Below are 12,448 nucleotides of genomic sequence, written 5' to 3' on the forward strand. Positions count from 1 at the left end.
GGCCGGAAGCGGTCACGCGCGCCGCGGCGGGCCGGTCAGTGCCGCCGCGGGTGGGAAGGCGGCGCGCGCGGCGGCCCAGCGGTCGAGCAGCGGCCCGGTCAGCGAGGCCGGCAGGTACGGTGCGAGCGGGCCGAGGTCATGGCCGCCGAGCAGGAGCAGCGGGCCGCGTACGTACACCGCGGCGAGGCGGGGCAGCGGCGCGAAGTCCGGTGAGGGCCTGGTCGCGGCGGCGCGCAGCGCGGCGGGTACGGGTCCGGCGGACGCCAGCCAGGCGCCGTACCCCGGCAACCGGCCGACGCGCTCGGCCAGCCCCACGCGCAGCCACCGCGCCTCCTCCAGGTCACCCGCCAGCACGCAGGAGACCGTGGCGAGCACCTCCACGGCCATCGCGTAGGTCTCCGCCGCCATCAGCCCGTACCCGAACTCCACGCCGAGCGGGGTCGCGGCGAGATGGTCCAGGTGCGCTCCCTCGTGCACCCCGCGCCAGATGCGCTCCTGGAGCGGCGCGGCCCTGCGCGGCACGTCCGCGTACACGTTCCTCGGCCCGGCCGGGGAGGGCAGCCGCATCCAGCACCGTCCGGCGAGCCCTCCGCACCGGTCGGTCCGCACGATCGTGTAGGCGCCGCACGGCGAGGGCCGGTGCCGCTCTCCCCAGCGCAGGTCGGCCGCCGCGTCCTGCCGCGTCCCGCCGGTCGAGGGCTCCCCCGGGCAGGCCTCCGCCACGGCGTCGCAGAACTCCCCGATCGCACGGCACGCGTCCCACAGGGCCGGGGACCGGCCCGGCGAGACGCAGGCGGCGACCGGGTGCGCGGCGCGTCCGGCGGCCAGGTAGTACGGCGGCAGGGGCCCGGCCAGCGCGCGCAGTGCGCGCAGCCGCGTGGCGTGACATCCCGCGTACCGGATCCCGACCCTGCGCACCACCTCGTCCAGTCCGCGGAACGCCTCCACGGCGACCTCGTCGTGCTCGGCGAGCGCGAGCCCCGCGAAGGCGATCTCGGCCCAGCCACGGGTGCGCCAGGCGGCGGCCTCGCGTCCCGCGGCGGGGACGTGGGTGGCCTCGGTGGCCGCGGCGACGGCCCAGGCCCGGCTCATCGGTCCGCCCACAGGCGTACCCGCAGCAGCCGACGCTCGGGGTCGGCGAAGGGGGTGCGGCCGTGCAGGGTGCGCCGGTTGTCGATGACGATGACGTCGCCGGGGTGGTGGCACAGGCGGACGGCGGGTGCGTGGCGCAGCCCGGACTCGAACACGGTGGCGGCCTGCGCCTGCGGCGGCCGGAGCGGGCCGAGGTTGTCCCTGCGCCACCGCACCGTCCCGTCGCCGGGGAGCACCGGCATCGGCGGGACGGCCGCGGCGGCCTTGCTGAAGACGTCCGGCGGGGTCCAGGTCCAGACGGGCTGCGCGAGGCGTTCCAGCGCCGTCTCCCCCGCCGGTTCGCGGCGTAAGGCGGTGACCACGTCGCGCTCGGTGAGCAGCATGGTGTCCCCGCCGTCGTCGGCGGGCCGCACCACGAACAGGCAGATCACGTCCTCCGGCCTGCTGTGGTACTGCGCGTCGGTGTGGAAGGCCGCGCCGCCCGCGCGCATCGAGAAGGTGGCTCCCGGCCGGGTGGTGCGCGGCGCGATCGTCCAGATCTCCCGTCCGCCGTCCCGGTCCGACGGTCTGCCGAACCCCGTGGCGATGCGCAGCACCCCCTCGGGGTCGGGCCGGCCGTGCGGGAGGAACGGCGCGTCGTTCAGCAGGGCCCAGCCGCGGGCCGCCAGTTCCTCCTGTGCGCGTGCGATCTCGGTCTCCCGCATGACTCCTCCTCGCGTCGGTGGGTGGGGACGGGCACGCGTCGCCGCGAACACCGCCGTCCGGCGGGGATTTCACCGGACCCAGCAGCGCCGAGTGATATGAGCAAAATGAGCAAAATGACGGAAAGGTACTCTTACTAGAGAACCGCTGCGCCTGGTCACCCCCCGGCCGTCGGCGGGTCGTTCCCCGGTCACTCCCCACGACCGCCGTCCCCGCTTCCGGCCGCCCGGCCCTGTGGCCCGCCGGGGACCGGTGACCCATCGGAACAGCGACGATGATCCTCACCCGCTCTCCCCTGCCCTCCGCCACTCCCCGTCACCCCCGCACCCGCCCTCGACGCAGGCGTCACCATAGGCTTACGAACTGGTGCGGCTTCCCGCGAAAGATTCATGTCAGAAAGCTCCGCGCGACGCGTCGCCACCGGGACCGCGGCCCCTGCCGCCGCGCGGCGGCCGGCCGATGGGACCATGGCGGCATGCCGGGGCCGGCGGTGCCGAATCTTGGGGAAGTGATGGCGGAGATCCGCCTGGTGCGGGAGAGGGGGTTGCTACGGCTCGGTCAGGTGCGGCTTCCCGCTCTCGCGTCCGCGGTCACGGCCCTCGGGCTGCCGGCGGCGGAGGGGCTGCTCGCTCCGTCGATCATCAGGATGCTCGAACAGGTGCTGGAACGCCTCGGCGGCGGCACGCTCGGCGAGGCCACGGCGTACACACTGGGTCTCGTGCCGGGGACGCGTGACTGGCCGGCGCAGACGCGGCGGCAGCGGGCCGCGGACGTGTACGGGCTCAGCGTGGAGCGGTTCCGCAAGGACCGGGAGCGGCTGATCCTCGGGCACGTCGCCGAGACGATCCTGGCGCTGTGCGCGGAGGCCGCCGCGGGTGGTCGCGACGTGCCGGCGGTGGGGAGGGCACGGCGGCTGGTGGTGCGGGCCGGGGACGCCGACGTGACGATCACGGTGCACCGGGCCCCTGTGGAGACGCTCCGGGGGATGGACGTGCTGGTGTCCTCGGAGAACATCTACCTGGAGATGGCCAAGACCTACCGGTCGTCGTTGTCGGCCACGCTGCGCAACGCGGCGGCGCGGCGCGCGGTGACCGGCGAGATGGTGGACGACGTGCTGCAGCGGGAGCTGCGCGAGTGGCTGCGCGCGCACGGCCGCGAAGGCATGCCGGTGACGCCGGGAACCGTGGTGGCCACCTCCCCCGGGGAGCTGGCACGCCAGGGGGTGCGGCGGGTCTACCACGCCGCGACCGCGGTCCCCCGGCCCGGCACCGACGGCTACACCGTGGACCCCGCTGCGGTGCTGCGCGCGGTGCGCTCGGTCTTCGCCATGGCCCGCGCGGAACGCGACCGCTTCGGCCCGCCGCTGCGTTCCCTCTGCTTCCCGGTGTTCGGCGCCGGCCGTGGGGGGCTGCCGCCGGAGACGGGCCTCGCCTACCTCTGGGCCGCGCTGGAGCCGGAGCTGTCGGTCCCCGGCCCGTGGGACGTCCACCTGATGACGCGCAAGGAGCGCACCGCCGCCGCCGTCGTCACCGGGCTCCCGCTGGCGTCCCCGCCGCCGTCCCCCGGCCCTTGACCGGCCGCGCACGGGCCGGGGACGCCGTCCGGCGCGGAGCGAGGGCCGTCCGGCGCGACGAGGGTGCCGTCCGGCGCACGCCGACGGCCGTCCGGCGCACGGCAGGGTCACGAAGGCGGTGGGGTGGCGGGTGAGCGAAGTGTGGGAATTTCATACATCTATTGCCGGAGATTTGAGTATTTGGTTGGTTGATTGCGGGTCGCAGTACGGGCGGTTTGCGGGCACTGCCGTAATTACCGGGGCCGCAGGGGCAGGCCGGAGCGGGGATGGCGGGGGGTCGCGCAGGACGCCGATTCGTGGTGCGAGATATATGCTTTGTAGATCAATGGACCTTTTGCCGTTGATATCCCTACTCCAGGTGAACCGCAGGACTGACCGAGGAGGTTCCAGGGTGTCGGCGCAGGAAAGACGGCTCTCCGCGATCGGGGAGGCCGCGGCAGGGGTCCTCCGCCACACCGACTACCACTTGGTGCGGGCCGAGGACGTCGCGGCGGCGGTACGGCTGTCCCGAGAGGGACAGAGCGGACGGCGTAGCGCCGTGTGGCTGTACAACGAGGTGAAGAGCCGCCGGGTCCTGGTCGCGCTGGCCATCCGGCACGCCTTCACCGAGTTCGCCGAGCGCAACGGCCCTCTTGAGCCGCCGGCCACGCCGGGAAGCCTGGTGGAGGCCCGTGACCTGGTCACGCAGGCACTGCTGGTGATCGCGCGGTTCCACCGCGCGGAGTCGTTCCTGACCCGGCAGGTGCAGCTCGGCATCGGCGACATCGCGACCTCCGAGAAGCGGCAGTCCGCGCCGCAGGGACCGCCGGTCTGGCCGGGAGGCATCGGCCAGGTCGCCGCCGCGGGGTGGTCGGGCCGGGTGATCGCCTACGCCGACCACCTGGCGCCGGTGCTGAGCGCCGCGGCGAGCGCCGTGTGCCTGCCCACGGCCAAGTGGATCCGTGAGAGCGCCGAGAAGCTGTCCCACCTGGCCTTCGACGCCTTGGCCGACGACACCGACGGGCCGGTGGACCGGCAGGCCGCGGCTTTGAGCGCGCACTGGTACGAACGCCACCTGGTGCCGCTCGCCGGCACGTGGATCCACGACCTGGACGTGGCCGAGCGCGCCAGGGACGTCGCCAGGCGCACCGGCGCCGGCACCCACGCCGAGTCCGACGCGCAGGCCGGCGTGGTGCGCGCGCTCCTCGACACCGGCATCCTGCTCGAACGGGCCGCACGCGAGGCCGCGGAACTGACCCGCCTGCTGTCGCTGCCGGACGCGCGCACCGACAACGACCTGCGTTCACGGTGCGACGTGCTGAGCCGCCGGGGGCTCGCGCTGCTGCGGTTCGGCGACCTGGAGGCGGCCAGGGAGAGCTTCGAGTCGTCCCTGAAGATCGCCGAGAACGAGAAGGAGCCGTTCTGCCCCGCCGGTGAGGCCTCCTCCTACGCCGCGCGCGCACGCAACAACCTCGGCGAGGTGCTCGTCGAGGAGGGCCGTCCCGTCGAAGGCGGCGCGCACATCGAGCAGGCGCGGACGGCGCGCGCCGACGCCGCGACGAGGACGGCCGGGGTGTCGGCCGCGTGGCGCCGCTACACCCTCACCGCGCAGGCCGCGGCGCGCGCGACGGTCCGCGCGGGCCGGGTGGTGAAGGGGGTGCGGCTCGCCGAGGCGGTGGTCGCCGACCGGCGTGAGCGCCTCGGGGAGCTCGGCGACATCAACGTGGTGGGGGCCAGGGTGTCGCTCGGCGAGGCCCTGCTGGAGGCGGGCCAGCCGGTGGAGGCACGCCACCTGCTCCAGGAGGCGGGACGGCACCGCGCCGACCTGCTGCAGCCGATCGCCTACTGGCCGGGCCACGACACGGTGCGGCTGGCGCAGGCGGAGCTGGCTCTTGAGGACGGGGGCTCCGCGCTGCGGGTGCTGGAGCGGTCCCCCGTGCTGGACGAGTGGTTCGCGAGGCACGTGTCGTTCCGGCTGTGGGCCGAGGCACGGGTGACGCGCGCGCTCGCGTTGTCGCTCGGCGGCGAGCACTCCGAGGCCTGCCGGTCCCTCGACGAGCTGACCCGCCTGATCGCCGGTGCGCGGCCGGACGCGCTGGTGCTGTCGGCGTGGCGCGCGCTGGCCGAGGTGCGGCTGGCCGGCGGCGACCCGCAGGGGGCCATGGTGCCGCTGGAGCGCGCACGCGCGGCCGAGTCACGGCCGGGGGACCCGCCGGGACGGGCCCGCACCCTGCTGCTGGCGGCGCGCTGCGCCGACCTGTGCGGCGAACCGGTGACCGCCGCGCGCCACCGGACGGCGCTGGCCGCGCTGACCGACGACGGGCTCGACGCCACGCACCCGGTGCTGCTGGAGGCGGGCTACGACAAGGCGCACCGCCTGTTCGACGAGGGACGGTTCGACAACCTGGACGAGCTGCTCGCGCCGCTGCTCGACCGCACCCCGCTGGCGCACAACCGGCCGCCGCTCGGTGACGGCCATCCCTTGCTGTTCCGCGCCGTCCTGCTGGCCGACCGCAGCGGCGCCGTGCGCATGCCGCAGGCCCCACGGCAGATCCTCTGGGAGGACGTCTGACCGGGGACGGCCCTCACGGGTCCCCGCGGGGTGACCGGCCGGGTGAACCGGTGGAGAGGGTGGTGCGCAGGCAGCGCACGGCCCGGCCGACCTCGCCGAGGTCCCGCGCCGTGCCGCCGGGGGCCTCCCCCTCGGGGGACGGCGGCCGGACCGTGGCGCCGGCGCGCAGGTTCTCGGCGATGTCGTCGAGTGAGCGCACCACCGCGCGCACCGTGGCGCGCTCCGGTGGTCTGCCGCCGTGGTCGGCGCGCGTGACGGCGGCGGCGATCGCGTCGGCCACCTGCTGCAGCGCGGCCATCGCCGGCAGCCACGTCGTGACCCGCCGGCCGATCACGGCGGGCTCGGCCACCGCGCGCTGGAACACCGTGCGCAGGTCGGCGAGCGCGTCGTAGGCCTCGCGGTGCCGCAGCCGGCGCACGGGGTCACCGGGGCCGAACGCGTGCCGCAGGTAGCGCGCCGTGGCCGACACCGCGCCGGCGAAGCTCGGCCCGACCGGCGCGTACCAGCTCGCCGGCCAGAACAGGTAGCCGAGCACCAGCACGATGCCGCACCCGATCAGCGTGTCCTCCAGCCGGACCAGCGCGAGCCGCGGCCCCGCGTGCGTGTACAGGTCCACCAGCAGCACCACAAGCGGCGCCTGGAAGGTCGACATCATTCCCCAGTTGCGCTGCTGACCGTACGGCAGCAGCGCGGCGAACACCGCGATCGCCGCCACCAGGCCCGGCCCCACCGGGATCGCGATCAGCACCGCGGTGCCGATGAGCGCACCCGCCACGGTGCCGAGGCCCCGCTGCACCGCTCGGGTGAACACCGAACCGAAGTCGGGCTTCAGCACCAGCGCGACGGTCAGCATGATCCAGTAGGACCGTTCGATCCGGTAGAACTCGCTGACCACCGCCGCCACCCCCATGCACAGCGACAGCCTGACGACGTAGACCCGGGTCAGGTGGCCGTACAGCATGCGTTCCCAGGCCGCGCGCAGCCGCGCGGCCCGGCCGGCCGGCTCGCGCGGCTCCGGCGCGGGGCCCGCGTCCCCGCCGGACACCAGCATGACGGCGTGCCCCACCCCATCGCACAGCGCGCGCATGGCGGGGGTGCCGTACGGCCCGTGCGGCGGTCTCGGCGGCGGTGCGCGCCGCCGCTCCAGGGCCGCCGCGACCTCCTCGACGGTGTGCGCCAGCCACGGCGGAGGCGCCTTTCCCTCCTCGGTCAGGGTCACCAGCGCGTTGCGGATCAGCGTGGCCTGGTTGAGCAGAGCGAGCAGGCGTTCGCGCTCATGGTCGGCGCCTCCGGCGGCCGAGCGCGCGCCGAGCACCGTGTCGTACCCCTGTTTGACGGCCGTGTCCAGCGGGTCGAGCCCGGCCACGGGGTCGCGGAACAACCTGCCGAGTGCCCGGTAGGCGTCGAGGACCGCGAGCTGCTCCCCCGCCGTCGGGTGCAGCGGCCAGCCCGACAGCACCAGCAGCAGGGCCCACGTCCCCCCGCCGAGGTAGGCGACGGCCCCGAGGAGCGGGTGGTCGCTCAGCCGCACCCCCGAGCCGATCACCGTCATCACCAGGATCTGGAGCCCGGCGAGCGACCCGGCGCCGCCGGTCGTGCTGATCAGCGCCGACACCGCCGCCACCACCACGACCGCCGGCACCAGCCACCAGCCGGCCCCGCGCAGCGCGTCCCCGACCAGGTACCCGGCGGCGCCGCCGAGCGCCGCCCCCGACATCCGCGCCGCGCGCGCACGGTAGGAGCCGCCGCGGTCGGCGAGGCACGCGGCCATCGCCCCCATCGCCGGCAGCAGTCCGAGCGTGAGCCGGCCGGCGAGCATCGCCGCCACGAGCGGACCGGCCACCGCGACGGCGGTGCGCGGCATCGCGCTCCAGCGCAGGCGGCCCGGCAGGGGCCGCACCGTCTCCACCAGCCAGCCGGGGGCCGCGTCGGCCAGCCGTCCGGCGTGGAGACGCAAGGGGAGGCGCATGGGGAGGCGCATGTCAGCGGATCAGTTTGTCCAAGGTGATCGGCAGGTCGCGCACCCGGACGCCGGTGGCGTGGTACACGGCGTTGGCGATCGCCGCGGCGGTGCCGACGATGCCGATCTCACCGATGCCCTTGCTGCCCATCGGATTGAGGTGCGGGTCCTCCTCGTCCACCCAGACCGCGTCGATGTCCCGCACGTCGGCGCAGGACGCGATGTGGTACTGGGCCAGGTCGTTGTTGAGGTAGTCGCCGAACTCGGTGTCGAGCACGCTCTCCTCCATCAGCGCCATCGACAGGCCCATGGTCATGCCGCCGACGAACTGCGAGCGCGCGGTGCGCGGGTTGAGCACGTGTCCCACGGCGAACACCCCGAGCAGGCGCGGCACCCGGGTCTCCCCCGTGTCGGCGTCCACCGTGACCTCGGCGAACTGCGCGCCGAACGCGTGACGCGCGTACTTCTCCTGCGCGCGGATCTCCTCGCCGGTGTCGGCGGCGGCCTCGACCCCCTGTGGCGGCACCTCGCCGCCTCGCGCCTCGAGTTCCTCTTTCAGCGCCTCACAGGCCCGCACCACGGCGGTGCCCCAGGAGGCGGTCCCCATCGAGCCGCCGGCGAGCGGCGCCAGAGGCAGCGCGCTGTCGCCGACCTCCACCCGGACGGCCGTGAGCGGCGCGCCGAGGGTGTCGGCGGCGATCTGGGTGAGCACGGTGCGGGCCCCGGTGCCGATCTCGGCGGCGGCGACACGCACGGTGAACGTCCCGCCGGGCTCGGCGCGGGCCTCGGCCCGGGACCGCCTGCGTATCACCGGGTAGGTGGACGAGGCCACGCCGGTGCCGGTGTACAGCCGTCCCGAGCGGCGCGTCCCCGGCCGCGGGTCGCGTCCGTGCCAGCCGAACCTGCGGGCCCCTTCCCGCAGGCAGGCCACCAGGCCGCGGGAGCTGAACGGCAGCCCGCTCTCGGGCTCGGTGGCCGGTTCGTTGCGCAGCCGCAGCTCCACCGGGTCGACGCCGCACGCGGCGGCCAGCTCGTCCATGGCGGACTCCAGCGCGAACATGCCGGGTGCCTCACCCGGCGCGCGCATCCACGTCGGGGTCGGCACGTCCAGCCGCACCAGCCGGTGTGTGGTGCTCCGGTGCGGCGCCGCGTACATCAGGCGGGTCGGCGCGGCGGCCTGCTCGGCGAACTCACCCACCGTGGAGGTCTGCTCGACCACGTCGTGCGTGATCGCGACGAGCCTGCCGTCGCGCTCGGCGCCGAGCCGTACCCGCTGGATGGTGGGGGTGCGGTACCCGGTGACGGCGAACATCTCGTGCCGGGTGACCGCGACCTTGACGGGCCGGCCGACCTGTTTGGCGGCCAGCACCGCCAGCACCACATGGGGGTGCGGGGACAGCTTGGAGCCGAAGCCGCCGCCGACGTACGGGGACACGACCCGCACGTTGCCGGGTGGCAGGCCGAACAGCGAGGCGATCTGGTCGCGCGTCGCGTAGGTGCCTTGGGTGGAGTCGTAGATCGTGAGCCCGTCGCCGTCCCACAACGCCACGGTGGCGTGCGGCTCCATGGGGTTGTGGTGCTCGGCCGGCGTGCGGTAGGTCTCGTCCACGACGACCGGGGCCGAGGCCAGTGCCGCCTCGGGGTCTCCCTTCAGGGTGTCGGCCGGCAGGCCCGGGTTGACGCTCCCGGGCCGGTACAGGCCGGGATGGCCGTCGCGCAGCCCGACGTCGTGCGGCTCGGCGGTGTACTCCACGTGCAGCGTCCGCGCCGCCTCGCGGGCCTGCTCGTACGTCGCGGCGATCACGGCGGCGACGTACTGGCCCCGGTAGGCGACCCGCCGGGACTGGAGCACGGCGGGCTCGGCGTCCTCTCCGGTCGCCAGCCGCGGCGCGTTGGCGTACCACATGGCGGCGATCACGCCGGGTGAGCTGAGCACGGCGTCCACGTCGACCCGGGTGACCTCGCCGCGCGCCACGGTCGCCTGAACCGGCACGGCGTACACCGCCGAGTCGGGGGTGTTCTCGTAGGCGTACCTGGCCTCACCCCGGACCTTGGCCAGGCCGTCGACCCGCTCGATCGGCGCGCCGAGGTGGCAGGGACGTGTGACGGTCATCGCGTCTCCGGTGTGGCCGTGCCGGCGAGGTCGGCGAGCATCCGGACCAGCAGGTTCCTGGCCAGCGGCACCTTGAACGCGTTGCGCGGCAGCGGCCGGGCCTGCTCCAGCTCGGCCCGCGCCGCCTCGGTGAACGTCTCCATGGTGGCCGGCGCGCCACGCAGCACCCGTTCGGCCTCCCAGGCCCGCCACGGCGCGTGCGCGACCGCGCCGAACGCGACACGGCAGTCCCGCACCGTGTCCCCCTCGGCGTCCCCCTCGGCGCCTGTCTCGATGTCCAGCGCGACGGCGGCCGACAGCACGGCGAACGAGAAGGACGCGCGGTCGCGGACCTTGCGGTAGCGCGAGCGTGCCGCGAACGGCAGCGCGGGCACCTCGACGGCGGTGATCAGCTCGCCGGGTTCCAGGCGGGTGTCGCGGTCCGGCGCGTGGCCGGGAAGGCGGTGCAGGCCCGGCATCGGCAGTTCGCGGGGCCCGCCGGGGCCTTCGACGTGGACCACCGCGGTGAGCGCGGTGAGCGCCACCGCCAGGTCGGAGGGGTGGGTGGCGACGCATTCCTCGGTGTGGCCGAGTATCGCGAGGTTGCGGTGGTCGCCGTCGCGCGCGGGGCAGCCGGTGCCGGGTTCGCGCTTGTTGCACGGCTTGGTGACGTCCTGGAAGTAGGAGCAGCGGGTCCGCTGCAGCAGGTTCCCCGCCACGGTCGCCATGTTGCGTATCTGTCCCGAGGCCCCCGACAGCACCGCCTCGGCGAGCATCGGCTGCCGCCGCCGCACCAGGGGGTGGGCCGCCAGGTCGCCGTTGCGCACGGCGCCGCCGATCAGCAGGCCGCCGCCGGACGTCTCCTGGATCCCGACGCCGTCCAGGCGGGACACGTCGACCAGTGCCTCCGGTGCGGCCACGCCGAGCCGCATCAGGTCGACGAGGTTGGTGCCGCCGCCGAGGTACACCGCGCCGGGCCGGTCGCGCACCGCCGCGACGGCCGCCTCCGCGCCGTCGGGCCGCTGGTAGGTGAACGGTCTCATGGCGCCACCTGCCGGATCGCGGCCACGATGCCGGGGTAGGCGCCGCAGCGGCACAGGTTGCCGCTCATCCGTTCACGGATCTCGGCGTCGTCCAGGACGGGGACGGCCGTGAGGTCCTCGCTGACGGCGCTCGGCCGGCCGTCCGCGGCCTCGGCGAGCATGCCGACGGCGGAGCAGAGCTGGCCGGGGGTGCAGTAGCCGCACTGGAGCGCGTCGTGGCGGACGAACGCCTGTTGCAGCGGATGCGGCACCCCGTCGCGGGCCAGACCCTCCACGGTGGTGATGGCGCGGTCGTCCACGCCGACGGTCAAGGTGAGGCACGAGACGACGCGCTGTCCACCGGCGAGCACGGTGCAGGCGCCGCACTGACCATGGTCGCAGCCCTTCTTGGTGCCGGTGAGGCCGAGGCGCTCACGCAGGGTGTCGAGGAGCGTCTCGCGGGTGTCGACGGTGACCGGGTAGGTGGCGTCGTTGACGGTAAGCCGGAGTTCGACGGTGATCGGGGCCGGGGTGGGGTCGTCTCTTGGCGTGTTCGCTTGGCCGTTCACCCGCGCTGCCCTACCCGCGTACGGGTATGGCTTACCCCACGAAACCGGCAAGGCCGTTCACCGGGGCCCGGTTGGCACGGCACGCCGGGCTGTTGTGGAATATGTCTGGCCGGCGCGCGGCCGCCATCCTTGGACCCGGCAGGAGGCCTCGTGGGCACATCGGAGCGACCCGGCCGCGAGGACGACACCGGCGCCGCCGAGCGGCGGGACGTCGTGGGTGCGCGCATGCGGCGGTTCCGCAAGGAGCGCGGCATGACCCTGCGTGGCCTGTCCACCCGCTCGGGGTTGTCGATCGGCTTCCTCTCCCAGGTGGAGCGGGGCATCTCCTCCATCGGCCTGACCGCGCTCGCCGGGGTCGCGGCGGCGCTCGACCGCCGCGTGGCCGACTTCTTCGAGGCCGGTCCCGGGGACGGCGGCGGGGCCGCCGAGGTGGCGCACCTGCCGTCCCACTTCACGCTCACCCGCGCCGAGACCCCCGCCGCCGAGTACGTCTCGGGCCAGCAGACCTACCGCATGCTGTCCGGTCGTGGCCCCCACCTGGTGCTCGAACCGCTGCTGGTGCGCATCGCGCCGGGTGGCCGCCGCGAGGACGCCTACGGACACGCGGGAGAGGAGTTCGCGTACGTCCTGTCCGGCGAGCTGCTGTACGAGGTGGACGGCGTCGAGCACCGGCTGCGCGCGGGGGACAGCGTGCATCTGCGCTCCACGGTGCCGCACCGCATGTACAACGACACCGACCAGGTCACCACGGTCGTGTCGGTGGTCACCCCGCGGCTGTTCTAGGCGTTCCCGCGCTCACGTTCACGATTTTGTTCACTCGCATAGAATTCCGGTGAAACGCGTGCCGTGCGGCGCGCGTGCGGCTTTCCCGGGGTACGGACGGAGCG

9 protein-coding genes are annotated in these 12,448 nt (G+C 74.8%); 3 read left to right on the top strand and 6 right to left on the bottom strand.

The features are described from left to right. Positions 1-12 precede the first annotated feature (12 nt). Positions 13-1,092: a hypothetical protein gene (locus BJ992_RS17325; RefSeq protein WP_184982238.1), complete on the bottom strand. Its 1,080-nt coding sequence runs from the start codon at positions 1,090-1,092 to the stop codon at positions 13-15. Beyond that, on the bottom strand, positions 1,089-1,796 hold the full coding sequence (locus tag BJ992_RS17330; RefSeq protein ID WP_184982245.1) for a TauD/TfdA family dioxygenase: 708 nt from the start codon (positions 1,794-1,796) through the stop codon (positions 1,089-1,091). Before BJ992_RS17330 ends, BJ992_RS17325 begins: the two co-directional genes overlap by 4 nt. 473 nt (positions 1,797-2,269) lie before the next feature. On the opposite strand from BJ992_RS17330, the gene BJ992_RS17335 reads away from it, so the two are divergent. Next, on the top strand, positions 2,270-3,367 hold the full coding sequence (locus BJ992_RS17335) for a macro domain-containing protein (RefSeq protein ID WP_221474866.1): 1,098 nt from the start codon (positions 2,270-2,272) through the stop codon (positions 3,365-3,367). Between the two features lie 391 nt (positions 3,368-3,758). After that, on the top strand, positions 3,759-5,918 hold the full coding sequence (locus BJ992_RS17340) for a hypothetical protein (RefSeq protein ID WP_184982247.1): 2,160 nt from the start codon (positions 3,759-3,761) through the stop codon (positions 5,916-5,918). 13 nt (positions 5,919-5,931) lie between these two features. On the opposite strand, the gene BJ992_RS17345 is transcribed toward BJ992_RS17340, so the two are convergent. From BJ992_RS17345 to BJ992_RS17360, 4 genes are read right to left on the bottom strand one after another with little or no spacing between them, the layout of a single operon-like run. Then, positions 5,932-7,887: an FUSC family protein gene (locus tag BJ992_RS17345; protein ID WP_184982249.1), complete on the bottom strand. Its 1,956-nt coding sequence runs from the start codon at positions 7,885-7,887 to the stop codon at positions 5,932-5,934. Positions 7,888-7,900: 13 nt separating this feature from the next. After that, the gene (locus BJ992_RS17350) at positions 7,901-9,991 is read right to left on the bottom strand and encodes a xanthine dehydrogenase family protein molybdopterin-binding subunit (RefSeq protein ID WP_184982251.1); all 2,091 of its coding nucleotides are present in this window, start codon (positions 9,989-9,991) and stop codon (positions 7,901-7,903) included. Next, entirely contained in the window at positions 9,988-11,013 is a 1,026-nt protein-coding gene (locus BJ992_RS17355; protein ID WP_184982253.1) for an FAD binding domain-containing protein, read from the bottom strand. The genes BJ992_RS17350 and BJ992_RS17355 overlap by 4 nt, the downstream gene beginning before the upstream one ends. After that, entirely contained in the window at positions 11,010-11,561 is a 552-nt protein-coding gene (locus BJ992_RS17360) for a (2Fe-2S)-binding protein (RefSeq protein WP_184982255.1), read from the bottom strand. The genes BJ992_RS17355 and BJ992_RS17360 overlap by 4 nt, the downstream gene beginning before the upstream one ends. A 150-nt stretch (positions 11,562-11,711) precedes the next feature. Between BJ992_RS17360 and BJ992_RS17365 the strand changes: the two genes are divergently transcribed. After that, entirely contained in the window at positions 11,712-12,344 is a 633-nt protein-coding gene (locus BJ992_RS17365) for a cupin domain-containing protein (RefSeq protein WP_221474868.1), read from the top strand. Positions 12,345-12,448: the final 104 nt, after the last annotated feature.

The organism is Sphaerisporangium rubeum (assembly GCF_014207705.1).
In the GTDB taxonomy this organism is placed as follows: domain Bacteria; phylum Actinomycetota; class Actinomycetes; order Streptosporangiales; family Streptosporangiaceae; genus Sphaerisporangium; species Sphaerisporangium rubeum.

Excerpts from the sequence above, each read along its gene's own strand:
- BJ992_RS17325 (WP_184982238.1), bottom strand. The coding sequence starts at position 1,092 with ATGAGCCGGGCCTGGGCCGTCGCCGCGGCCACCGAGGCCACCCACGTC.
- BJ992_RS17330 (WP_184982245.1), bottom strand. The coding sequence starts at position 1,796 with ATGCGGGAGACCGAGATCGCACGCGCACAGGAGGAACTGGCGGCCCGC.
- BJ992_RS17335 (WP_221474866.1), top strand. The coding sequence starts at position 2,270 with ATGCCGGGGCCGGCGGTGCCGAATCTTGGGGAAGTGATGGCGGAGATC.
- BJ992_RS17345 (WP_184982249.1), bottom strand. The coding sequence starts at position 7,887 with ATGCGCCTCCCCTTGCGTCTCCACGCCGGACGGCTGGCCGACGCGGCC.
- BJ992_RS17350 (WP_184982251.1), bottom strand. The coding sequence starts at position 9,991 with ATGACCGTCACACGTCCCTGCCACCTCGGCGCGCCGATCGAGCGGGTC.
- BJ992_RS17355 (WP_184982253.1), bottom strand. The coding sequence starts at position 11,013 with ATGAGACCGTTCACCTACCAGCGGCCCGACGGCGCGGAGGCGGCCGTC.